Annotated in this window: 20 protein-coding genes; 15 read left to right on the top strand and 5 right to left on the bottom strand. The window is 70.5% G+C overall.

Going from position 1 to position 23,468, the window contains the following annotated elements:
* The first annotated feature begins 136 nt into the window (after window positions 1-136).
* From zapE to AMK19_RS23180, 4 genes are all read left to right on the top strand, one after another.
* Complete coding sequence (gene zapE / locus AMK19_RS23195) at window positions 137-1,186, top strand: cell division protein ZapE (protein ID WP_073814896.1); 1,050 nt, start codon at window positions 137-139, stop codon at window positions 1,184-1,186.
* 35 nt (window positions 1,187-1,221) lie between these two features.
* Window positions 1,222-3,312 carry an excinuclease ABC subunit UvrB gene (gene uvrB / locus AMK19_RS23190; RefSeq protein ID WP_073814893.1) on the top strand — a complete coding sequence of 697 codons (2,091 nt, stop codon included), beginning with the start codon at window positions 1,222-1,224 and terminating at the stop codon, window positions 3,310-3,312.
* Between the two features lie 177 nt (window positions 3,313-3,489).
* Window positions 3,490-4,068, top strand: coding sequence for a TerD family protein (locus tag AMK19_RS23185; RefSeq protein WP_073815124.1), 579 nt, complete (start codon window positions 3,490-3,492; stop codon window positions 4,066-4,068).
* A gap of 227 nt (window positions 4,069-4,295) precedes the next feature.
* The gene (locus AMK19_RS23180; protein WP_073814891.1) at window positions 4,296-5,279 is read left to right on the top strand and encodes a TerC family protein; all 984 of its coding nucleotides are present in this window, start codon (window positions 4,296-4,298) and stop codon (window positions 5,277-5,279) included.
* A 56-nt stretch (window positions 5,280-5,335) separates the two neighbouring features.
* Here AMK19_RS23180 and AMK19_RS23175 read toward each other — a convergent pair whose 3' ends face one another.
* Both AMK19_RS23175 and AMK19_RS23170 read right to left on the bottom strand, forming a co-directional pair.
* Window positions 5,336-5,989, bottom strand: a complete 654-nt coding sequence (locus AMK19_RS23175; RefSeq protein ID WP_073814889.1) for an MBL fold metallo-hydrolase — start codon at window positions 5,987-5,989, stop codon at window positions 5,336-5,338.
* A 44-nt stretch (window positions 5,990-6,033) separates the two neighbouring features.
* Window positions 6,034-6,783 (bottom strand): maleylpyruvate isomerase family mycothiol-dependent enzyme, encoded by a 750-nt coding sequence (locus tag AMK19_RS23170; protein ID WP_073814887.1) that lies wholly within the window; start codon window positions 6,781-6,783, stop codon window positions 6,034-6,036.
* 237 nt (window positions 6,784-7,020) lie between these two features.
* Here AMK19_RS23170 and uvrA point away from each other — a divergent pair, with 237 nt between their 5' ends.
* From uvrA to AMK19_RS23115, 11 genes are all read left to right on the top strand, one after another.
* Window positions 7,021-9,897 (top strand): excinuclease ABC subunit UvrA, encoded by a 2,877-nt coding sequence (gene uvrA / locus AMK19_RS23165; protein WP_073814886.1) that lies wholly within the window; start codon window positions 7,021-7,023, stop codon window positions 9,895-9,897.
* A gap of 105 nt (window positions 9,898-10,002) precedes the next feature.
* A complete protein-coding gene (locus AMK19_RS23160; RefSeq protein WP_073814884.1) occupies window positions 10,003-10,413 on the top strand; it encodes a Rieske (2Fe-2S) protein in 411 nt (136 codons plus the stop codon).
* A 56-nt stretch (window positions 10,414-10,469) separates the two neighbouring features.
* Window positions 10,470-12,509: an excinuclease ABC subunit UvrC gene (gene uvrC / locus AMK19_RS23155; protein WP_073814883.1), complete on the top strand. Its 2,040-nt coding sequence runs from the start codon at window positions 10,470-10,472 to the stop codon at window positions 12,507-12,509.
* Window positions 12,510-12,511: 2 nt separating this feature from the next.
* Window positions 12,512-13,390, top strand: coding sequence for an RNase adapter RapZ (rapZ, locus tag AMK19_RS23150; protein ID WP_073814881.1), 879 nt, complete (start codon window positions 12,512-12,514; stop codon window positions 13,388-13,390).
* A 62-nt stretch (window positions 13,391-13,452) separates the two neighbouring features.
* Window positions 13,453-14,508, top strand: a complete 1,056-nt coding sequence (locus AMK19_RS23145) for a gluconeogenesis factor YvcK family protein (RefSeq protein WP_143200345.1) — start codon at window positions 13,453-13,455, stop codon at window positions 14,506-14,508.
* Entirely contained in the window at window positions 14,499-15,479 is a 981-nt protein-coding gene (whiA, locus tag AMK19_RS23140) for a DNA-binding protein WhiA (RefSeq protein WP_043910002.1), read from the top strand. Before AMK19_RS23145 ends, whiA begins: the two co-directional genes overlap by 10 nt.
* Window positions 15,480-15,710: 231 nt before the next feature.
* The gene (gene gap / locus AMK19_RS23135) at window positions 15,711-16,718 is read left to right on the top strand and encodes a type I glyceraldehyde-3-phosphate dehydrogenase (RefSeq protein WP_073814878.1); all 1,008 of its coding nucleotides are present in this window, start codon (window positions 15,711-15,713) and stop codon (window positions 16,716-16,718) included.
* A 160-nt stretch (window positions 16,719-16,878) separates the two neighbouring features.
* Entirely contained in the window at window positions 16,879-18,084 is a 1,206-nt protein-coding gene (locus AMK19_RS23130; protein WP_073814877.1) for a phosphoglycerate kinase, read from the top strand.
* A 7-nt stretch (window positions 18,085-18,091) separates the two neighbouring features.
* The gene (gene tpiA / locus AMK19_RS23125) at window positions 18,092-18,877 is read left to right on the top strand and encodes a triose-phosphate isomerase (RefSeq protein ID WP_073814876.1); all 786 of its coding nucleotides are present in this window, start codon (window positions 18,092-18,094) and stop codon (window positions 18,875-18,877) included.
* A gap of 87 nt (window positions 18,878-18,964) precedes the next feature.
* Entirely contained in the window at window positions 18,965-19,198 is a 234-nt protein-coding gene (gene secG / locus AMK19_RS23120; protein ID WP_073814875.1) for a preprotein translocase subunit SecG, read from the top strand.
* A 141-nt stretch (window positions 19,199-19,339) separates the two neighbouring features.
* Entirely contained in the window at window positions 19,340-19,675 is a 336-nt protein-coding gene (locus AMK19_RS23115; protein WP_073814874.1) for an RNA polymerase-binding protein RbpA, read from the top strand.
* Window positions 19,676-20,101: 426 nt separating this feature from the next.
* On the opposite strand, the gene pgl is transcribed toward AMK19_RS23115, so the two are convergent.
* From pgl to zwf, 3 genes are read right to left on the bottom strand one after another with little or no spacing between them, the layout of a single operon-like run.
* Window positions 20,102-20,827 (bottom strand): 6-phosphogluconolactonase, encoded by a 726-nt coding sequence (pgl, locus tag AMK19_RS23110; RefSeq protein WP_073814873.1) that lies wholly within the window; start codon window positions 20,825-20,827, stop codon window positions 20,102-20,104.
* Window positions 20,824-21,882 (bottom strand): glucose-6-phosphate dehydrogenase assembly protein OpcA, encoded by a 1,059-nt coding sequence (gene opcA, locus AMK19_RS23105; RefSeq protein WP_073814872.1) that lies wholly within the window; start codon window positions 21,880-21,882, stop codon window positions 20,824-20,826. The genes pgl and opcA overlap by 4 nt, the downstream gene beginning before the upstream one ends.
* The gene (gene zwf, locus AMK19_RS23100) at window positions 21,879-23,438 is read right to left on the bottom strand and encodes a glucose-6-phosphate dehydrogenase (RefSeq protein ID WP_073815122.1); all 1,560 of its coding nucleotides are present in this window, start codon (window positions 23,436-23,438) and stop codon (window positions 21,879-21,881) included. Before zwf ends, opcA begins: the two co-directional genes overlap by 4 nt.
* Window positions 23,439-23,468: the final 30 nt, after the last annotated feature.

The following is a 23,468-nucleotide window of genomic DNA, read 5'->3' as shown; positions in this document are numbered from 1 at the left end:
TCAAGTTTTGCAGGCAGGGCGCCGGCGGGCGGGCGCGAGCGGGCGGGCGCGAATCCAGGGGTGGTGCGTCGCCGGCGTTTCGCGCCCACCAGCGCCCGCGTCCCCCGTTTCGCGCCCACCTGTACGCTTATCGTCTGTGTCTGCACCTGCCTCGGAGTCCGAAATCCGTACCGTGACAGCCCTCGCCTCTCGGCGGCCGGTGGTTCCGGCCGAGCGGCTGGTGGCCGAGATGGTGCCGCCGCCGCGGTTCACCGGTGTGAGTTTCGGCAGTTATCTGCCGGATTCCTCGCAGCCGAGCCAGTACGAGGCCGTGCAGATCCTGGAGGGTTTCGCGGCGAGCCTGAACGCGGGTGCGGAGCCGGCGAAGCGCGGGTGGTTCCGGCGGTCCGCGCCGGTGCCGAGCGGGCCGGCGGGGATCTACCTGGACGGCGGGTACGGCGTAGGAAAAACGCATCTGCTGGCCTCGTTGTGGCATGCGGTGCCGGGGCCGAAGGCATTCGGCACCTTCGTCGAACTGACCAACCTGGTCGGCGCGTTGACGTTCCAGGGTGCGGTGAGGACGCTGAGCTCGCACCGGTTGCTGTGCATCGACGAGTTCGAGCTGGACGACCCGGGCGACACCGTGCTGGTGTCGACGCTGCTGAGCCGGCTGGTGGAGAACGGCGTCAAGCTCTGTGCGACGTCGAACACGCTGCCGGAGAAGCTCGGTGAGGGCCGGTTCGCCGCCGCGGACTTCATGCGGGAGATCCAGGGCCTGTCCGGGCACTTCCGCCCGGTGCGGATCGACGGCCAGGACTACCGCCACCGCGGTCTGCCGGCCGCGCCGCCGCCGTACACCGACGCCGAGGTGACCGCGCGGGCCGAGCAGACCCCGAACGCCTCGCTGGACGACTTCGACGTGCTGCTGGAGCACCTGAAGGAGGTGCACCCGAGCCGCTACGGCGCGCTGCTGGACGAGGTCGGCGCGGTGTTCCTGCGCGGGGTGCGGCAGGTCGACGACCAGGCGACCGCGCTGCGGCTGGTGGTGCTGGCGGACCGGATGTACGACCGGGAGCTGCCGATCACCGCGTCCGGTGTGCCGTTCGACCAGGTGTTCACCGAGGAGATGCTGCGCGGCGGCTACCGGAAGAAGTACCTGCGGGCGGTCTCCCGGCTGGTCGCGCTGGCCCGGGACTCCGCCAAGTAGTCCGGACTGTCGGTGGCCGGTCGTACCGTGGAGTGGTGCGTCCCATCACGAGTATCGAGCGGTCCGTGGCGCCTTTCGAGGTCGTCAGCCCCTTCCAGCCCAATGGTGACCAGCCGGCGGCCATCGCCGAGCTGGAACGCCGGATCCGCGCCGGGGAGAAGGACGTCGTCCTGCTCGGCGCGACCGGCACCGGCAAGTCCGCCACCACCGCGTGGATGATCGAGAAGCTCCAGCGCCCCACCCTGGTGATGGCGCCGAACAAGACGCTGGCCGCGCAGCTGGCGAACGAGTTCCGCGAGCTGCTGCCGAACAACGCCGTCGAGTACTTCGTCTCGTACTACGACTACTACCAGCCCGAGGCGTACGTCCCGCAGACGGACACCTACATCGAGAAGGACTCCTCGATCAACGAGGAGGTCGAGCGGCTGCGGCACTCCGCCACCAACAGCCTGCTCACCCGGCGGGACGTCGTGGTGGTGGCGTCGGTGTCGTGCATCTACGGCCTCGGCACGCCGCAGGAGTACGTCGACCGGATGGTGCGGCTGAAGGTTGGCGAGGAGGTCGACCGGGACGCCCTGCTGCGCCGCTTCGTGGACATCCAGTACACCCGCAACGACCTGGCGTTCAGCCGCGGCACCTTCCGGGTGCGCGGCGACACCATCGAGATCTTCCCGGTGTACGAGGAACTCGCCGTCCGGATCGAGATGTTCGGCGACGAGATCGAGGCGCTGTACACGCTGCACCCGCTGACCGGCGAGGTGATCAGCCAGGACGACTCGGTGCACGTCTTCCCCGCCTCGCACTACGTGGCCGGCCCGGAGCGGATGGAGCGGGCGGTCCGCGACATCGAGACCGAGCTGGAGCAGACCCTCGCCCGGATGGAGAAGCAGGGCAAGCTGCTGGAGGCCCAGCGGCTGCGGATGCGCACCACCTACGACATCGAGATGCTCCGCCAGATCGGCACCTGCTCGGGCGTGGAGAACTACTCGATGCACTTCGACGGCCGCGAGCCGGGCTCGCCGCCGAACACGCTGCTCGACTACTTCCCCGAGGACTTCCTGCTGGTCATCGACGAGTCGCACGTGACGGTCCCGCAGATCGGCGCGATGTACGAGGGCGACGCCTCGCGCAAGCGCACGCTGGTCGAGCACGGGTTCCGGCTGCCCTCGGCGATGGACAACCGGCCGCTGAAGTGGGAGGAGTTCCAGGAGCGGATCGACCAGACCGTCTACCTGTCGGCCACCCCCGGCAAGTACGAAATGGCGCGCGGCGACGGGCAGGTCGAGCAGATCATCCGCCCGACCGGCCTGATCGACCCCGAGGTGATCGTCAAGCCGACCGAGGGCCAGATCGACGACCTGGTGCACGAGATCCGGCAGCGGGTGGAGAAGAACGAGCGCGTCCTGGTCACCACGCTCACCAAGAAGATGGCCGAGGACCTCACCGACTACTTCCTCGGCCTGGACATCCGGGTCCGCTACCTGCACAGCGACGTCGACACGCTGCGCCGGATCGAGCTGCTGCGCGAACTGCGGGCCGGCGAGTACGACGTGCTGGTCGGCATCAACCTGCTCCGCGAGGGCCTGGACCTGCCCGAGGTGTCGCTGGTGGCGATCCTGGACGCCGACAAGGAGGGCTTCCTGCGCTCCGGCACCTCGCTGATCCAGACCATCGGCCGTGCCGCGCGAAACGTCTCCGGCCAGGTGCACATGTACGCCGACAAGATCACCCCGGCGATGGACCTGGCGATCTCCGAGACCAACCGCCGGCGCGTCGTCCAGCAGGCGTACAACGAGGAGCACGGGATCGACCCGCAGCCGCTGCGGAAGAAGATCGGCGACCTGCTCTCCACCATGGCCGGCGAGGACGTCGACACCGAGGAGCTGCTCGCCACCGGGTACCGGCAGCAGGGCAAGGGCAAGGCCGCGGTGCCGTCGCTGGGCATCGACCGGAAGCCCGCCAAGAGCCTGCCCGCGGCCGAACTCGCCCAGCTGATCCAGGACATGACCGATCGCATGCACACCGCCGCCGCCGAGCTGCAGTTCGAGGTGGCGGCCCGGCTGCGCGACGAGGTCAAGGAGCTCAAGCGCGAGCTGCGCCAGATGCGCGAGGCCGGCATGGCCTGATCCGGGCGGTCCGAAACGGTCGCCATGTCGTGGTTCTGCCACAGTCTCGCCGTCCCGGACCGGGGCGGCGGGGCGGCGGCGTAGGGTGGTGCGCGACCGGCCTGGGGCCAGGACGCTCCTGTCGCGGCCGGTCGCGCGCGAGAGGCCGGGGCAGCCCGGAGGAATGGGGTGGTCGGGGTGTCGGTGAGCCTGGCGAAGGGGCAGAGCGTCAGCCTGGAGAAGTCCAGCGGCGGGACGCTGAGCGTGGTCCGGATGGGCCTCGGCTGGAAGTCCGCCCCGGGCAAGCGCGGCTTCTTCAGCCGCCGCCCGAAGGACATCGACCTGGACGCGTCCGCCCTGCTGTACGACGGCAGGACGATGAGCGACGTGGTGTTCTTCTCGCACCTGGTCAGCAACGACGGTTCGGTGCAGCACACCGGCGACAACCTGGTCGGCGGCGCGGGCGGCGTGGACGACGAGAGCATCCTGGTCGACCTGACCAAGGTGCCGCGCCGGGTCACCCAGATCGTGTTCACCGTCAGCTCGTACAGCGGACAGAACTTCCTCGAGGTGCAGAACGCGCACTGCCGGCTGGTCGACGAGACCACCAACCAGGAGCTGGCCCGCTACGAGCTCACCGGCGGCGGCATCCACACCGGGCAGATCATGGCCAAGGTGGAGCGGGACGGCGCGGGCTGGAAGATGACCGCGATCGGCGCTCCCGCCACCGGCCGCACCTTCCGGGACATGCTGCCGTTCATCGAGCCGTTCCTGTAGGTCGGTGGGCCGAGGGCGGCCCTTTACCTTCTTTACCTTCCCTTGGCGTTCCTGTTACTCTCGACGGGAGCGGAGGGGAGTATTCCCCGTTCAGTGACCCCGTCATCACGGCTGCCCGTCGCGGCATCCCGGGGCACTGGTCGCACGGCGCCGACCGATGGGCGCGCCGTGCGGCGGAAGAGACCTCCGGCAGTGACGATGTTCGCCTAGCTGCCGGAGGAGCAGTCATGGACGTTTCCGCAGGCCTGTGGGCCGGCACCATTGCGGTGCTGGCCCTGTTGATCCTGGCCGATTTCTTCATCGGCGGTCGCAAGCCGCACGAGGTCTCGCTCAAGGAGGCCGGGATCTGGACGGCCGTCTGGGTCGTGCTGGCGGTGCTGTTCGGCGGGTTCCTGTGGTGGTACGGCGGCGGCCAACCGGCCGGGGAGTTCTTCGCCGGCTACATCACCGAGAAGTCGCTCAGCGTCGACAACCTGTTCGTGTTCATCCTGATCATGGGCAAGTTCGCGGTGCCGAGGATCTACCAGCAGCGGGTGCTGATGTTCGGTGTGATCATCGCCCTGGTGCTCCGGGCGATCTTCATCGCCGGCGGCGCGGCGCTGGTCTCCAGCTTCTCCTGGGTGTTCTTCATCTTCGGCGGGTTCCTGATCTGGACGGCCTGGAAGCTGCTCAAGGAGGCCCGGGCCGAGGAGGAGGGCGAGGAGGACTTCGAGGAGAACCGGCTGCTCAGGTCGATCCAGAAGCGCATCCCGTCCACCGACCGGTACCACGGCACCAAGCTGTTCATCCGGGAGAACGGTCGCCGGCTGATGACCCCGATGCTGATCGTGATGATCGCGATCGGCACCACCGACGTGCTGTTCGCGTTGGACTCGATCCCCGCCATCTTCGGTCTCACACAGGACCCGTACATCGTCTTCACCGCCAACGCCTTCGCGCTGATGGGTCTGCGGCAGCTGTACTTCCTGATCGGCGGGCTGCTGAAGAAGCTGGTCCACCTGTCCTACGGCCTGTCGGTGATCCTCGGCTTCATCGGCGTGAAGCTGGTGCTGCACGCGCTGCACGAGGCCGGGGTGAGCGTCCCGGAGATCAGCATCCCGGTGTCGCTGGGCTTCATCCTGCTGACCCTGGCGGTCACCACCGTCACCAGCCTGATCGCCGCGCGCAAGCAGGACGACGACTCCGACAGGCCGGAGAAGATCGACGCCTGACCGACAGCGCATGAATGAGGGCCCCCGCCTCGGCGGGGGCCCTCTTCGCATGCCGTTCACCAGCCGCGTTCGCGCCACTCCGGCAGGTGCGGGCGCTCGGCGCCGAGCGTGGTGTCGCTGCCGTGGCCGGGGTAGACCCAGGTCTCGTCCGGGAGGACGTCGAAGATCTTCCGGTTGACGTCCCGGAACAGCGAGTCGAAGGCCTCCGGGTCGCCCCAGGTGTTGCCCACCCCGCCCGGGAACAGGCAGTCGCCGGTGAACAGGTGCGGGTGGCCCTGCGGGTCGTCGTAGACCAGCACGATCGCGCCCGGGGTGTGGCCCACCAGGTGGCGGACGGTCAGCTCGATCTGCCCGACCCGGAGCACCGACCCGTCCTCCAGCGTGACGTCGGTGGGCACCTCGATGCCCTCCGCGTCGATCCGTCCGGCGGCGGTGCGCGCCCCGGTGGCGGCGACCACCTCGGCCAGCGCGCCCCAGTGGTCGTGGTGACGGTGGGTGGTGACCACCACGGCCAGCCGGTTGCCGACGGTCTCCAGCAGCACCGGCGCGTCGGCGGCCGCGTCGATCAGCAGCTGTTCGTCGGTGGCCCGGCAGCGCAGCAGGTAGGCGTTGTTGTCGTACGGTCCGACCGCCACCTTGGTGATGATCAGGTGAGCCAGCTCCCGGACGTCCGGTGCACCGCCGACCTTGACCGTTCCGTGGTACGTCATCACGCGCTCCTCGCTGCCGCTGGGTGTCCCGTCAACCGGCACCATCATCCCATCGGGGGCAGCTGGGGGAGGGCGGTGCGCGCGTCGACCAGGTGGCCGTCGCGGTGGACCTGCAGTCCGTCGCCGTCCGAGCGGCCCGACAGCCAGCCGGTGAGCGCCCGCACCGGGCCCTCCACGGTCAGCTCCGGCTCGCCCGCGCCGCCGAGCCGGGCCTCGACCCCGGCGTCCTCGGCGATCAGCCGGAGCACCGGGAGGCCCTCCAGGGCGCCGAAGTGGGTGCCCAGGCGGTGGAACTCGGCGATCGCGAACTGCTCCGGCCAGTGCGCCGGGGTGTAGCCGGCGTTCAGGTCGACGTGGTGGTACTCCAGTTCGGCCTGCCGCTTGCCGGGCAGCTGCCAGGCCGGGAACCTGTAGCCGGAGCGGTGGGTCAGCACGGCCTGCCAGTGCTCGGGGGCGAGCAGCCGGGCGGCGTCCACGAAGCGCTGCTGGCTCTCGCGGACGTCGGCCAGCTGCACGTCCAGCGGCCGGCCGGAGCCGGCCTCGATGTCGGCGTCCCGGGCGGCCGCACTGGCGTACTGGGGAAGGTCCTGGCCGGTGCGGGCGTTGTTGAGCAGGATCACCAGGGAGTCGGCGTTGCGGGCGATGTGCGTCAGCACGTGGCCGCGGGTCCAGCCGGGCAGGGCGGACGGTTCGAACAGCGCTTCGGGCTTCAGCTCGGCCAGGGTGTGCAGCAGTTCGTCGGTGCTCTCGACAGTGGCCCGCAGCTGCTCGGCTGCGGTGGTCGCGTCGCTCATCGGGTGGTGCCTTTCGACGGTCGGTGGAGCGGTTCCAGGCGTTCTCGGCCGCCCCGAACCGTTGCCGGGGGCGGTTGTCAGTCGTTGACGCTACCGTCGGCGGCGGGTGCCGTTCACTCGTCCGGGTGGACCCCGCTGGACAGGTTCGAAATTCGAACACATGAGCTAGTACGCTGGCGGGCGCATCCTGGAAGAAGCAGAACTCACATTTCGACCCGGAGAAAGGCGCCAGAAGCAGTGGCAGACCGCCTCGTCGTCCGCGGTGCACGCGAGCACAACCTCAAGAACGTCTCGCTCGACCTGCCCCGGGATTCCCTCATCGTCTTCACGGGCCTCTCCGGGTCCGGCAAGTCTTCGCTCGCCTTCGACACGATCTTCGCCGAGGGCCAGCGGCGCTACGTCGAGTCGCTGTCCTCGTACGCCCGGCAGTTCCTCGGGCAGATGGACAAGCCGGACGTCGACTTCATCGAGGGACTCTCCCCGGCCGTTTCGATCGACCAGAAGTCCACCAGCCGCAACCCGCGGTCCACCGTCGGCACCATCACCGAGGTGTACGACTACCTGCGCCTGCTGTTCGCGCGGATCGGCAAGCCGCACTGTCCGCACTGCGGCCGCCCGATCGCCCGGCAGTCGCCGCAGGCCATCGTCGACAAGGTGCTGGAGCTGCCCGAGGGCACCCGGTTCCAGGTCCTCAGCCCGGTCGTCCGGGAGCGCAAGGGCGAGTTCGTCGACCTCTTCGCCGACCTGCAGTCCAAGGGCTACGCCCGCGCCCGGGTCGACGGCCAGACCATCCAGCTGACCGAGCCGCCGACGCTCAAGAAGCAGGAGAAGCACACCATCGAGGTGGTCATCGACCGCCTCACCGTGAAGGCCGGTGCCAAGCGCCGGCTCACCGACTCGGTGGAGACCGCCCTCAAGCTGGCCGGCGGCATGGTGGTGCTCGACTTCGTCGACCTCGCCGAGGACGACCCCGAGCGCGAGAAGATGTTCTCGGAGCACCTCTACTGCCCCTACGACGACGTCTCCTTCGAGGAGTTGGAGCCGCGCTCGTTCTCCTTCAACTCCCCGTTCGGCGCCTGCCCCGACTGCTCGGGCCTGGGCAACCGGATGGAGGTCGACGCCGAACTCCTCGTCCCCGACCCGGAGAAAACGCTCGACGAGGGCGCCATCCACCCGTGGTCGCAGGGCGCCACCAAGGAGTACTTCCAGCGCCTGGTCAACGCGCTGGCCGGCGAACTCGGCTTCCGCACCGACATCCCGTGGGCCGGGCTGCCCGCCCGCGCCCGCAAGGCCCTGCTGTACGGCCACAAGACCCAGGTCGAGGTGCGCTACCGCAACCGCTACGGCCGCGAGCGCTCCTACACCACCGCGTTCGAGGGCGCCGTCCCGTTCGTGACGCGGCGGCACTCCGAGTCGGAGAGCGACTCCAGCCGCGAGCGCTTCGAGGGCTACATGCGCGAGGTGCCCTGCCCGACCTGCAAGGGCACCCGGCTCAAGCCGGTGGTCCTCGCCGTCACGGTGATGGACAAGTCCATCGCCGAGGTCTCCGCCATGTCGATCAGCGACTGCGCGGACTTCCTCGGCGCGCTGCGCCTCGACGCCCGCGACAAGAAGATCGCCGAGCGGGTCCTCAAGGAGGTCCTGGAACGGCTGCGCTTCCTGGTCGACGTCGGCCTCGACTACCTGTCGCTGAACCGCGCCGCCGGCACCCTCTCCGGCGGCGAGGCCCAGCGCATCCGGCTCGCCACCCAGATCGGCTCCGGCCTGGTCGGCGTGCTCTACGTGCTCGACGAGCCGTCCATCGGTCTGCACCAGCGCGACAACCACCGCCTGATCGAGACCCTGGTCCGGCTGCGCGACATCGGCAACACCCTGATCGTCGTCGAGCACGACGAGGACACCATCAAGACCGCCGACTGGATCGTCGACATCGGCCCCGGCGCCGGCGAGCACGGCGGCAAGGTCGTGCACTCCGGCTCGCTCAAGGAACTGCTGAAGAACGACGAGTCGCTCACCGGCCAGTACCTGTCCGGCAAGCGCGGCATCCCGATCCCGGTCGCCCGCCGCCCGCGCGACAAGAAGCGGCAGATCGTGGTGCACGGCGCCCGCGAGCACAACCTCAAGGACGTCACGGTCGCCTTCCCGCTGGGCACCTTCACCGCGGTCACGGGCGTCTCCGGCTCGGGCAAGTCCACGCTGGTCAACGACATCCTCTACACGCACCTGGCCCGCGAGCTCAACGGCGCCCGCAGCGTCCCCGGCCGGCACACCCGGATCACCGGCACCGACCTGGTCGACAAGGTCGTGCACGTCGACCAGTCGCCGATCGGCCGCACCCCGCGCTCCAACCCGGCCACCTACACCGGCGTCTTCGACCACGTCCGGCGGCTGTTCTCGGAGACCCAGGAGGCCAAGGTCCGCGGCTACCTGCCCGGCCGGTTCTCGTTCAACGTCAAGGGCGGCCGCTGCGAGAACTGCTCCGGCGACGGCACCATCAAGATCGAGATGAACTTCCTGCCGGACGTCTACGTCCCCTGCGAGGTCTGCCACGGCGCCCGCTACAACCGGGAGACGCTGGAGGTCCACTACAAGGGCAAGTCCATCGCCGAGGTGCTCGACATGCCGATCGAGGAGGCCCTCGACTTCTTCGAGGCCGTCCCCGCGATCGCCCGCCACCTGCGCACCCTCAAGGAGGTCGGCCTCGGCTACGTCCGCCTCGGCCAGCCCGCCACCACCCTCTCCGGCGGCGAGGCCCAGCGCGTCAAGCTCTCCGCCGAACTCCAGAAGCGCTCCACCGGCCGCACGGTCTACGTCCTCGACGAGCCCACCACCGGCCTGCACTTCGAGGACATCAGCAAGCTGATCAAGGTCTTGGAGGGCCTGGTCGACAAGGGCAACACCGTCATCGTCATCGAGCACAACCTCGACGTCATCAAGACCGCCGACTGGCTCGTCGACATGGGCCCCGAAGGCGGCTCCGGCGGCGGCGCCGTCGTCATCGAGGGCACCCCGGAAGAGGTCGCCGCCTCCACGGCCAGCCACACGGGCAAGTTCCTCCGCGACATCCTCCCGGGGGTCTCGGACGCGACGCCGGTGAAGCGCAAGAAGAAGTAGCCGAGTGACGGCGCGGGCCGTCCGGGGAGAGCACGAGGCTCCCCGGGCGGCCCGCGTCGTGCGTGCTACGTTGCTGGCGCCCTTTCCCGCACCGAGGAGTTCCCGATGTCCGAGCCCGTCGCTTCCCGTCGTACCGTCCTCTGCTGTGCGGCCGTCGCACTGGCAGGCGCCACGGCGGCCGGCTGCTCCTCCGGCAGCGGCAAGGAAGAGCCGAAGTCCTCGGGCCCGATCGACCTCGGCTCGGCCTCCGAGGTCCCCGTCGGCGGCGGCAAGGTGTACCGGGAGCAGGCCGTCGTGGTGACGCAGCCGGCCGCCGGCGAGTACAAGGCGTTCAGCGCGAAGTGCACGCACGCCGGGTGCCTGGTCAACGGCGTGGTCAAGGAGCAGATCCAGTGCCTGTGCCACGGCAGCCGTTTCGGGATCTCCGACGGCGCCGTGCAGGACGGCCCCGCGCCGAAGCCGCTGCCCGAGTACAAGGTCGCGGTGCAGGACGGGAAGCTCGAGGTCACCAAGTAGCGTCCGCCTGTCGGTGATCGCTCCGGGGTGTCGGCGTCAGTCGGTACGGTAGGGGCATGGCTGACCCGTCCACCTACCGTCCGGCTCCGGGGGCGATCCCGCTCTCGCCCGGGGTGTACAAGTTCCGTGACGCGCACGGGCGGGTCATCTACGTCGGCAAGGCGAAGAACCTGCGCCAGCGGCTGTCCTCGTACTTCCAGGACGTCGCGAACCTGCACCCGCGCACCGCGACGATGGTGACCACCGCGGCGTCGGTGGAGTGGACGGTGGTGTCCACCGAGGTCGAGGCGCTGCAGCTGGAGTACTCCTGGATCAAGGAGTTCGACCCGCGGTTCAACGTCAAGTACCGGGACGACAAGAGCTACCCGGAGCTCGCGGTCACGTTGAACGAGGAGTTCCCGCGGGTCCAGGTGATGCGTGGGGCGCACAAGAAGGGCGTGCGCTACTTCGGGCCGTACGGGCACGCGTGGGCGATCCGCGAGACCGTCGACCTGCTGCTCCGGGTGTTCCCGGTGCGCACCTGCTCCAACGGCGTGTTCAAGCGGGCCCAACAGGTCGGCCGCCCCTGCCTGCTGGGGTACATCGGCAAGTGCGCCGCGCCCTGCGTGGGCCGGGTGGACGCCGCCGAGCACCGCGAACTCGCCGAGGAGTTCTGCGACTTCATGGCCGGCCGGACGGGCAACTACCTGCGCCGCCTGGAGCAGCAGATGCAGGAGGCGGCCGCCGACATGGAGTACGAGAAGGCGGCCCGGCTGCGCGACGACCTGGGGGCGCTGCGCCGCGCGATGGAGAAGAACGCGGTGGTGCTGGGCGACGGCACCGACGCGGACCTGCTGGCGGTGGCCGAGGACGAACTCGAAGCGGCCGTGCAGATCTTCCACGTCCGCGGCGGCCGGGTGCGCGGCCAGCGCGGCTGGGTGACCGACAAGGTCGAGGACGTGGACACGGCCGGCCTGGTCGAACACGCGCTGCAGCAGCTGTACGGCGCGGGCACCGAGCAGGTGCCGCGCGAGGTGCTCGTCCCGGCGGTGCCCGGCGAGGCCGTGCACGAGTGGCTGTCCGGCCTGCGCGGCGCCCACGTCGACCTGCGGGTGCCGCAGCGCGGCGACAAGAAGGACCTGATGGAGACCGTCCAGCGCAACGCCCAGCAGGCGCTGGCGCTGCACAAGACCAAGCGCGCCTCGGACCTCACCACCCGCAGCCGGGCGCTCCAGGAGATCGCCGACGCACTGGAGTTGGACTCGGTGCCGCTGCGGGTCGAGTGCTTCGACATCTCGCACCTGCAGGGCGAGGACGTGGTGGCGTCCATGGTGGTGTTCGAGGACGGCCTGGCCCGCAAGAGCGAGTACCGCCGGTTCCAGATCAAGGGCTTCGAGGGCCAGGACGACGTCCGCTCGATGCACGAGGTGATCACCCGGCGGTTCCGCCGCTACCTCCAGGAACGCGAGCAGACCGGCGAGTGGGCCGTCCCGGAGGAGGTCCCCGCCCCGGAGGAGACCCCGGAAACCCCGGAAACCCCGGACGGCGACGAGGCGTTGACCGACGAGAACGGCCGCCCGAAGCGCTTCGCCTACCCGCCGCAGCTGCTGGTGGTCGACGGCGGGCAGCCGCAGGTCGCGGCGGCGCAGCGGGCGTTGGCCGAACTGGGCATCGACGACGTCGCGGTGTGCGGCCTGGCGAAGCGGCTGGAGGAGGTGTGGCTGCCCGGGCAGGACGACCCGGTGGTGCTGCCGCGCTCCAGCGAGGGCCTGTACCTGCTGCAGCGGGCGCGCGACGAGGCGCACCGGTTCGCCCTCACCTATCAGCGCTCGAAGCGGGCCAAGCGGCTCACGGCGGGGGAGCTGGACTCCGTCCCCGGGCTCGGCGAGACTCGCCGCCGGGCCCTGCTGAAGCACTTCGGTTCGCTGAAGAAGCTCCGCGCGGCCACCGTCGACGAGTTGTGCGAAGTCCCGGGGATCGGGCGCAGGACCGCCGAGACTGTTGCCGCAGCCTTGGCCTCCCGTACACCTGCCGCATTCGCGATCAACACCGCGACGGGCGAGATCATCGAAGACAGCAGCACCACAGCGGTACCGAGAAGCGGGGAAGAGACGTGACTGTGTCCAACGGGGGAGAGACCACCCCCGAGCTGGTGATCATTTCCGGCATGTCCGGGGCGGGCCGTTCCACGGCGGCCAAGTGCCTGGAGGACCTCGGCTGGTTCGTGGTGGACAACCTGCCGCCGGCGCTGATTCCCACCATGGTCGACCTGGGGGCCCGCTCGCAGGGCGCGGTGCCGCGGATCGGCGTGGTGGTCGACGTGCGGAGCCGGACGTTCTTCGACGACCTGCTGACCTCCCTGGAGGAACTGGAGAAGCGCGGCGTCCGACTCCGGGTGGTGTTCCTGGACTCCTCCGACGACGCCCTGGTGCGCCGCTTCGAGTCGGTCCGCCGCCCGCACCCGCTGCAGGCCGACGGCCGGATCGTCGACGGCATCGCCCGTGAGCGCGAACTGCTGCGCGAGCTGCGCGGCGAGGCCGACCTGGTGGTCGACACCTCGAACCTCAACGTGCACCAGCTGCGCGCCAAGATGGACGCCCAGTTCGCCGGCCAGGACGAGCCGGAACTGCGCGCCACCGTGATGTCCTTCGGCTTCAAGTACGGCCTGCCGGTCGACGCCGACCTGGTGGTCGACTGCCGCTTCCTGCCGAACCCGCACTGGGTGCCGGAGCTGCGGGCCCGTACCGGAACCGATCCGGACGTGGCAGAGTACGTGTTCCAGCAGCCCGGGGCGCAGCCGTTCCTGGACGGCTACACCGAGCTGCTGCGGATCATCACCGAGGGTTACCGCCGCGAGGGGAAGCGTTACATGACGCTTGCCGTAGGCTGCACCGGAGGCAAACACCGCAGCGTCGCGATGTCCGAGCAGCTGACGAAGCGTCTGATCGCGGACGGAGTCGAGACGGTGCTGGTCCACCGGGACATGGGCCGGGAGTAGCGGCCGGGAACCCCCCGTAACCGCCGCCCCGGCCGAGCACGAGACAGGAACATGGGGTCGGCGTGACGGGATACGTGCCAGCGCGGCAGCAGCTCCGGACCAGACCTGCCGAGCGGGCCTCGGGGCAGCGCCCCGGCGCCCCGAGGATCGCCGCGCTGGGCGGCGGCCAGGGCCTGTCCGCCTCACTGTCCGCGCTGCGCCGGCTGACCACCGAGCTGACCGCCGTGGTCACCGTCGCCGACGACGGCGGCTCCAGCGGGCGGCTGCGCGCCGAGCTCGGCGTGCTGCCGCCCGGCGACCTCCGCAAGGCGCTGGCCGCGCTGTGCGGCGACGACGACTGGGGCCGCACCTGGTCGGAGGTCATCCAGCAGCGCTTCACCGGCACCGGCGAACTCGGCGGCCACGCCGTCGGCAACCTGCTGATCGTGGCGCTGTGGGAGAAGCTCGGCGACCCGGTGGAGGCGCTGAACTGGGTGGGCCGGCTGCTGAACGTACAGGGCCGGGTGCTGCCGATGTCCGCGGTGCCGCTGGACATCGAGGCGCAGGTCCGCGGCCACGACCCGCTGCGCCCGGGCGAGGTGTCGGCGGTCCGCGGCCAGGCTTCGGTCGCGGTGACGCCGGGCACCGTGCAGTCGATCCGGCTGGTCCCGGACGAGCCGCCGGCCGTCCCCGAGGCGGTGCAGGCCGTGCTGGAGGCGGACTGGGTGGTGCTCGGACCGGGCTCCTGGTTCACCAGCGTGCTGCCGCACCTGCTGGTCCCCGAGCTGGCCAAGGCCCTCACCGAGACCCGGGCCCGCCGCCTGCTGACCCTCAACCTGGCGCCGCAGCCCGGCGAGACCGAGGGCTTCACCCCGCAGCGCCACCTGGAGGTGATCGCCGACCACGCTCCGGACCTCGTGGTGGATGCGATCCTGGTGGATGAGCGGGCCGTCAGCGGAGGTGCTTTCGGGCTCGCCGACCTGACGGGCCTGGAGCAGGCCGCGAAGCGGATGGGCGCCTCCCTGGTGCTCGATTCGGTGGCGCGCGCCGACGGGACCCCGCGACACGACGCGGAGCTCTTGGCCGCGGCGTACGACCGGATTTTCCGGACTCATGGAAGGATCGGCCCATGGCGATGACGGCAGCGGTGAAAGACGAGATCTCCCGGCTTCCCGTCACCCGTGCCTGCTGCCGCAAGGCGGAGGTCTCGGCGATCCTGCGTTTTGCGGGCGGACTGCACATTGTGAGCGGACGCATCGTGATCGAGGCGGAGCTGGACACCGGCATTGCGGCACGGCGGCTGCGCAAGGACCTCCTGGAGATCTTCGGACACTCCTCGGATCTGGTGGTGATGGCCCCCGGCGGGCTGCGTCGCGGCAGCCGGTACGTGGTGCGGGTGGTGAAGGACGGCGAGCTGCTGGCCCGGCAGACCGGGCTGGTGGACGGACGCGGACGCCCGATCCGGGGCCTGCCCCCGGCGGTGGTGTCCGGGGCGACGTGCGACGCGGAGGCCGCCTGGCGCGGTGCGTTCCTGGCGCACGGCTCGCTCACCGAGCCGGGCCGCTCCTCCTCGCTGGAGATCACCTGCCCCGGTTCCGAGGCGGCCCTCGCGCTGGTCGGCGCGGCCCGCCGGCTCGGCATCCCCGCCAAGGCCCGCGAGGTCCGCGGCGTGGACCGGGTGGTGATCCGCGACGGCGACGCGATCGGCGCGCTGCTCACCCGCCTCGGCGCGCACGAGTCGGTGCTGGCCTGGGAGGAGCGCCGGATGCGCCGCGAGGTCCGCGCCACCGCCAACCGGCTGGCCAACTTCGACGACGCCAACCTGCGCCGCTCGGCCCGCGCCGCGGTCGCGGCCGGCGCCCGGGTCGCCCGCGCCCTGGAGATCCTCGGCGAGGAGGTGCCCGAGCACCTGGCGGCCGCCGGCGCACTGCGCATGCAGCACAAGCAGGCCTCGCTGGAGGAGCTCGGCGCGCTCGCCGACCCGCCGCTGACCAAGGACGCGGTGGCCGGCCGGATCCGCCGCCTGCTGGCGATGGCCGACAAGCGCGCGGCCGAACTCGGCCTGCCCAACACCGAGGCCAACCTGACCGAGGAGATGGCCCTGAACTGACGGGCCGTCAACCTCCCGGAACGCAACCCCGAAGGGGCGTGCGGAGCGTGACGCGGCATCCGCCGCGGACAAGCCCGCACGCCCCTTTCGGCCATCTGGGCCCTTGCGCCCTACCGGTGAGGCGATGTGCCTTGCGACACTTGGGGGAGGTAGGGTCATCAGTGGTCGGGGAAACCCAAAATTTCACCCCCGTCGGGCTCCGGCCCGGCGTACCTGTTAGGAGATCGGTTCGTGACGATCCGGGTAGGCATCAACGGGTTCGGCCGCATCGGCCGCAACTTCTTCCGTGCGGTCAAGGCCCAGGGCGCGGACATCGAAATCGTCGGTGTCAACGACCTGACCGACACCAAGACGCTGGCTCACCTGCTCAAGTACGACACCACTCTCGGAACCTTCCCCGGCGAGGTCTCGCACACCGAGGACACCATCACCGTCGATGGTCACACCTTCAAGGTCACCGCTGAGCGTGACCCCGCGAACCTCCCCTGGGCCGCGCTGGGCGCCGACATCGTCGTCGAGTCCACCGGTATCTTCACCAAGGCCGAGGGTGCGAAGAAGCACCTGACCGCCGGTGCGAAGAAGGTCGTCATCTCGGCGCCCGCCAGCGGCGAGGACATCACCATCGTGCTGGGCGTCAACGACGACAAGTACGACGCGGCTGCGCACAACATCATCTCCAACGCCTCCTGCACCACCAACTGCGTGGCGCCGATGGCGAAGGTGCTCGACGAGAACTTCGGCATCGTCAAGGGCCTGATGACGACCGTGCACGCCTTCACCAACGACCAGGTCACCCTGGACTTCCCGCACAAGGACCTGCGTCGCGCCCGCGCCGCCTCGCAGAACATCATTCCGACCTCGACCGGCGCCGCCAAGGCCACCGCCCTGGTCCTTCCGCAGCTGAAGGGCAAGCTGGACGGCACCTCGCTGCGCGTCCCGGTGCCGACCGGCTCCATCACCGACCTGGTGGTCACCCTGGAGCGCGAGGTCACCAAGGACGAGGTCAACGCCGCGTTCCAGAAGGCCGCCCAGGAAGGCTCGCTCAAGGGCATCCTGGCGTACACCGAAGACCCGATCGTGTCCTCGGACATCGTGAACGACCCGCACTCCTGCATCTTCGACTCGCAGCTGACGATGGTTCAGGGGAACCAGGTCAAGGTGCTCGGCTGGTACGACAACGAGTTCGGCTACTCGAACCGCCTCGTCGACCTGGTCGCCATCATCGGCGAGCAGCTCTGACTCCCAGCGGTAGCTGACGTGACGTAAGGGGCAGGGCCCGGACGGCTGTGACCGCCGACCGGGCCCTGCCGCTGCGCCCACCCTCGTCCGTCCTACCTTTTCCCGGTGGCTCGCTGCGCCGTGTCGCCGCCTGCCGATCCATCCATCGAGGAGCAAGACCGTGAAGACGATCGAAGACCTGGAGGTCTCCGGCAAGCGGGTGTTCGTCCGCGCCGACCTCAACGTGCCGCTGTCCGGTGACACCATCACCGACGACGGCCGGATCCGCGCCGTCGCGCCGACCATCGCCAAGCTCGTCGAGCGCGGCGCGCGGGTGGTCGTCGCCTCGCACCTGGGCCGCCCGAAGGGCGAGCCGGACCCGAAGTTCTCGCTCGCGCCGGTGGCGGTCCGCCTCGGCGAGATCCTCGGCCGCCCGGTGAGCTTCGCCACCGACACGGTCGGGGACAGCGCGAAGGCCACCGTCGCCGCTCTCGGCGACGGCGAGGTCACGCTGCTGGAGAACCTGCGGTTCAACGCCGGTGAGACGTCCAAGGACGACGCCGAGCGCGGCGCGTTCGCCGACCAGCTGGCCGGCCTGGCGGACCTGTACGTCGGCGACGGCTTCGGTGCGGTGCACCGCAAGCACGCCTCCGTCTACGACCTGCCGGCCCGGCTGCCGCACGCCGTCGGCGACCTGATCGCCACCGAGGTGGGCGTCCTCAAGCGCCTCACCGAGGATGTGGCCCGCCCGTACGTGGTGGTGCTCGGCGGCTCCAAGGTCTCCGACAAGGTCGGGGTGATCGAGAACCTGCTCGACAAGGCCGACCGGATCCTGATCGGCGGCGGCATGATGTACACCTTCATCGCCGCCCAGGGCCACGGCGTCGGCGCCTCGCTGCTCCAGGAGGACCAGATCCCGGTCGTCCAGGACTACCTGAAGCGCGGCGCCGAGCAGGGCGTGGAGTTCGTGATCCCGCTGGACACCGCGGTGTCCGGCTCCTTCCCGGACGTCAAGGGCGGCGCCCCGGTCGAGGACTTCACGGTCGTCGGCGTGGACGCCATCCCGGACGGCGCGATCGGCCTGGACATCGGCCCGAAGACCGCGCAGCTGTTCGCGGAGAAGATCGCCGACGCGAAGACGGTGTTCTGGAACGGCCCGATGGGCGTGTTCGAGCACCCGGCGTTCGCCGACGGCACCCGGGCGGTCGCCCAGGCGCTGCTCGACTCCGAGGCGTTCACGGTGGTCGGCGGCGGCGACTCGGCGGCGGCGGTGCGCACCCTGGGCTTCGACGAGACGAAGTTCGGACACATCTCGACCGGCGGTGGCGCGAGCCTCGAGTACCTGGAGGGCAAGACCCTCCCCGGTCTCGCCGCCCTGGAGGACTGAGAGAGACATGACTGAGCGTCTCCCGCTGATGGCGGGCAACTGGAAGATGAACCTCGACCACCTCGAGGCCATCCGGCACACCCAGAAGCTGGCGTTCTCGCTGGCCGACAAGGACTACGCGGCCGTCGAGGTCGCCGTCCTCGTCCCGTTCACCGACCTGCGCTCCGTGCAGACCCTGGTCGACGGCGACAAGCTGAAGATCAAGTACGGCTCGCAGGACATCTCGCAGCACGACGGCGGGGCCTACACCGGCGAGGTGTCCGGCCCGATGCTGTCGCGGCTGAACTGCACCTACGCGGTGATCGGCCACTCCGAGCGCCGCCAGTACCACGGCGAGAACGAGGAGATCGTCAACGCCAAGGTCAAGGCCGCCTACCGCAACGGGATCACCCCGATCCTGTGCATCGGCGAGCCGCTGGAGATCCGCAAGGCCGGCACCCACGTCGCGTACACCCTCGCGCAGCTGGACGGCGCGCTGGACGGCGTCCCGGCCTCCGACGCGGAGAGCGTCGTGGTCGCGTACGAGCCGGTCTGGGCGATCGGCACCGGCGAGGTCGCCACCCCCGAGGACGCGCAGGAGGTGTGCGGCGCGATCCGGGCCCGGCTCGGCGAGCTGTACGGCACCGACCTGGCCGACAAGGTCCGCGTCCTGTACGGCGGTTCGGTGAAGTCCTCGTCGGCGGCCGGCCTGATGGCCAAGCCCGACGTCGACGGCGGACTGATCGGCGGCGCCTCGCTGGACGCCGACGAGTTCGTCAAGATCGTGCGCTTCCGTGACCAGGCAGTAGGCTAACGCCGCCACCGCAACGTAGGCTTTGGGGCCGGACCGCTCAAGCGGGCCCGGCCCCTTCGCCGAAGATTCGAGAGAGTTGGTCCCGTCGTGGTTCTCGGGTTCGAGATTGCACTGATCGTCCTCAGTGTGCTGATGATCATGTTGGTCCTGCTGCACAAGGGCAAGGGCGGCGGCCTGTCCGACATGTTCGGCGGCGGCGCGATGTCCACCGGTGGCGGCTCCGCAGTGGCCGAGCGCAACCTGGACCGCATCACCATCGTCATCGGCCTGGCCTGGTTCGCGTGCATCATCGTGCTGGGCCTGCTGCTCAAGGGCAACTGACGTTCGTGACGGACGCCGACAACTGACAGGAAGTCGGCGGGCGGTGGTGGCACAGTCTTAACCGCCGCTTACACTAGGACGACTTCGCCACCGTCCGCCCAGCCGCGGCCGGACGGCACCAGCACGCAGGGGAGTCAGACCGTGGCAAGTGGCAACGCGATCCGAGGCAGCAGAGTCGGTGCCGGCCCGATGGGGGAGGCGGAGCGCGGCGAGTCCGCCCCCCGCAACCGGATCTCCTTCTGGTGCGCCAACAAGCATGAGACGCGCCCCAGTTTCGCCGCGGAGGCGGCCATCCCGGACACCTGGGACTGCCCCCGCTGCGGCTTCCCGGCCGGCCAGGACGAGCACAACCCGCCCGCCCCGGCCCGCAACGAGCCGTACAAGACGCACCTCGCGTACGTGCGCGAGCGCCGGACGGACGCGGACGGCGAGGCGATTCTCGCTGAGGCGCTGGCCAAGCTGCGCGGCGAGATCTGAGCCGTTCGGCAACGCGAAAGCCGCCCACCTGGAGGGTTCTCCGGGGTGGGCGGCTTTCTGCTTGGTGGCGTTCCCCTTTCGGGGAGTGCGCCGGGTCGGACAGCGAAAAGCCGCCCACCGGGGGTTGGATTCCCTGGGTGGGCGGCTTTCTGCTTGTCGCGTTGCCCTGAGCGGGAGCGCACCTGATATTGCGAGAGCCGCCTGCCGGAGGATGGAGCTACCTGAGCGGGCGGCTTTCCGGTTGTCGCGTTCCCCTTCGCGCAGTTCCCCGCGCCCCTTGCGGGGCACGGGACTGTGGGCGGTCCCTGCGGGGCTGCTGGCGGTTCCCTGACGGAGCGTGGGGAACTGTGGGTAGCGCGGGGGTTGGGTCAGGTCACCTGGCGGGGTGCCGGGTGGGTGGGTGGGTGCAAGGGCCTTGACGGGGTGTCAGGGGAGCTTGCTCGCTGCGGCTTCGTCCAGGAACCAGAGGGTCTGTTCGGTGCCCTTGACCGCGCCGGCCGGGGCCGTGGCGGCGGGCGGGGCGGTGTGGGCGAGGGCGACGGCTTCGGCCTTGTCCTCGCCGGCCGCGAGGAGCCAGACCTGGCGGGCGGTGCGGAGGGTGGGGAGGGAGAGGGAGATGCGGGTCGGCGGGGGCTTGGGGGAGTCGTGGACGGCGATGACGGTGGTGTCGGTCTGGTGGACCCCGGGGTGGCCGGGGAACAGCGAGGCGACGTGCGCGTCGGGGCCGACGCCCAGGAGCAGGACGTCGAACGCCGGCCGGCCCGCGGCGGCGAGGTCGGCGGCGTAGCGGGCGGCGCCGTCCTCGGCGCTGGTGGTGCCGTCGGCGGGGGGCATCTCGTGGATGCGGGCGCCGAGCGGGCGGACCGCGTCCAGGAACGCGGCGGCCTGGACGGCGTTGCGGTCCGGGGAGTCGTGCGGCACGAAGCGCTCGTCGCCCCACCAGAGGTCGACCCGCGCCCAGTCCACCGCGTCGCGCGCCGGGTGGGCGGCGAGCGCGGCGAGCAGGGCGTTGCCGTTGCGGCCGCCGGTGAGCACCAGGTGGGCGGTGCCGCGTGCGGCCTGGGCGTCCACGGTGGCGGTGATCAGCCGGGCGGCGGCCGCCTCGGCGAGCAGCGCCGGGTCGCGGTGGACCAGGATCCGGTCGGTGCTCACTGGGCGGTCTTCTTCCGGGCGGCGGCCTTCTTGGTGGCGGCGGGGGTCTCCCGTTCGCCGACCGGGTGCTCCTCGACGTGGGCCTGTTCGACGGTGCCGCCGGGGCCCGCGTGCTCGACTCCGGCGATCCGCTCGCGCAGCCGGTCCACGGGGGTGCGGACGGCGGTGGCGTAGATGTCGTCGGGGTCGAGGCGGCGGAGCTCCTCGGCGATCAGCTCGGCGGTGTCGCGGCGCTTGAGCGCGACCATGCGGTCGGGCGCGCCGGGCATCGACAGGGTGCCGAGCAGGCCGTCGGGGCGGTCCAGGACGATGTCGCCGTCCTTGGTGCGGAGCGTGACGGAGGTGATGCCGGGGCCGCCGGTGACGACGCGTTCGACCGGCACCCGCAGGCGGTTGTGCAGCCACAGGCCGAGCAGTTCGACGCTGGGGTTGTACGACTCGCCCTCGACCACCGCGGCGGTGGTCTCGACGTCGCGCTGGTCGAGCGCGGCGGCCAGCATGGAGCGCCAGCCGGTGATCCGGGTCCACGCCAGGTCGGTGTCGCCGGGGGTGTAGCCGGTGGCCCGCTGGGCGAGCTGCCCGACCGGGGACTCGGCGGTGACGGCATCGGTGATCCGGCGCTGGGCGAGCGCGCCCAGCGGGTCCTGGGCGGGGTTGAGCGGCGCGTTGTCCGGCCACCAGACCACCACGGGGGCGTCCGGCAGGAGCAGCGGCAGGACCACGGACTGGGCGTGCGAGGCGAGTTCGCCGTGCATGCGCAGGATGACCGTCTCGCCGGAGCCGGCGTCGCTGCCGACCAGGATCTCCGCGTCCAGCCGGGTCTCGGCGCGGGCGCGGGGCGAGCGTCCGGCCCGCTTGATGACGGCCAGGGTCCGCGAGGGGTGCTCGCGGGAGGCGTCGTTGGCGGCCTTCAGGGCGTCGTAGGCGCTGCCCTCGTCGGTCACGATGACCAGGGTCAGCACCATGCCGGCGGCGGTCGAGCCGCTGGCCCGCCGGGCGTCCATCAGGGCAGCGTTGATCTTGCTGGACGTGGTGTTCGTCAGATCGATCTTCATGGCCGACGCCAGCTCCTGCCGTCTCGTGCGAGCATCTCGTCCGCCTCGACCGGGCCCCAGGTGCCGGCCGGGTACTGCGCGGGCTTGCCGTTGGCGTCCCAGTACTGCTCGATCGGGTCGAGGATCTGCCAGGACAGCTCGACCTCCTGGTGCCGCGGGAAGAGGTTGGCGTCGCCCAGCAGGACGTCCAGGATCAGGCGCTCGTACGCCTCGGGGCTGGACTCGGTGAACGACTCGCCGTAGGCGAAGTCCATGGTGACGTCGCGGACCTCCAGCGCGGTGCCGGGGACCTTCGAGCCGAAGCGCACGGTGACGCCCTCGTCCGGCTGGACGCGGATCACCAGGGCGTTCTGGCCGAGCTCCTCGGTGGCGTAGGAGTCGAACGGCAGGTACGGGGCACGCTGGAAGACCACCGCGATCTCGGTGACCCGGCGGCCCAGCCGCTTGCCGGTGCGCAGGTAGAACGGCACGCCCGCCCAGCGCCGGTTGTTGATCTCCAGCTTGATGGCCGCGTAGGTGTCGGTCTTGGACTCGGGGTTGATGCCGTCCTCGTCCAGGTAGCCGACCACCTCCTCGCCGCCCTGCCAGCCGGAGGAGTACTGGCCGCGCACGGTGTGCTTGCCCAGGTCGGCGGGGAGCTTGACGGCGCTGAGCACCTTCAGCTTCTCGGCGACCAGCGCCTTCGGGTGGAAGGACGCGGGCTCCTCGATGGCGGTGAGCGCCATCAGCTGGAGCAGGTGGTTCTGGATGACGTCGCGGGCCGAGCCGATGCCGTCGTAGTAGCCGGCCCGGCCGCCGATGCCGATGTCCTCGGCCATGGTGATCTGCACGTGGTCGACGTACGAGCGGTTCCAGATCGGCTCGAACATCTGGTTGGCGAAACGCAGCGCCAGGATGTTCTGGACGGTCTCCTTGCCCAGGTAGTGGTCGATCCGGAAGACCTCGTCACGGGGGAAGACCTCGTGGACGATCCGGTTCAACTCCTGGGCGCTCTCCAGGTCGTGGCCGAACGGCTTCTCGATGACGGCCCGGCGCCAGGAACCCGGCGCCGGGTCGGTCAGGCCGTGCTTCTTCAGCTGCTGGACCACGGTGGGGAAGAACTTCGGCGGCACCGACAGGTAGAACGCGAAGTTGCCGCTGGTGCCCTGCGCCTGGTCGAGCTCCTCGATGGTGCGGCGCAGCATGTCGAAGGCGTCGTCGTCACCGAAGTCGCCCTGGACGAACCGCATGCCCTTGGCGAGCTGCTGCCAGACCTCCTCGCGGAAGGGGGTGCGCGCGTGCTCCTTGACGGCGTCGTGCACCACCTGCGCGAAGTCCTCGTCGGCCCACTCGCGCCGGGCGAAGCCGATCAGCGAGAAGCCCGGCGGCAGCAGGCCGCGGTTGGCGAGGTCGTAGATGGCCGGCATCAGCTTCTTGCGCGACAGGTCGCCGGTGACGCCGAAGATGACCAGGCCGGACGGCCCGGCGATCCGCGGGAGCCGGCGGTCGGCAGGGTCCCGAAGGGGGTTGACGGGCCGGTCCGGGGTGTCTCCCGCGGTCGGCTCCGTTCCCTCCACGTCCGGGTACGGCTGGGTGTTGCTCACTGT

Origin of the sequence: Kitasatospora sp. CB01950, from assembly GCF_001905465.1 — a bacterium.
In the GTDB taxonomy this organism is placed as follows: Bacteria; Actinomycetota; Actinomycetes; order Streptomycetales; family Streptomycetaceae; genus Kitasatospora.
The sequence above is the reverse complement of the archived record's forward strand: the minus strand, read 5'-3'. Positions and strand labels throughout refer to the sequence as shown.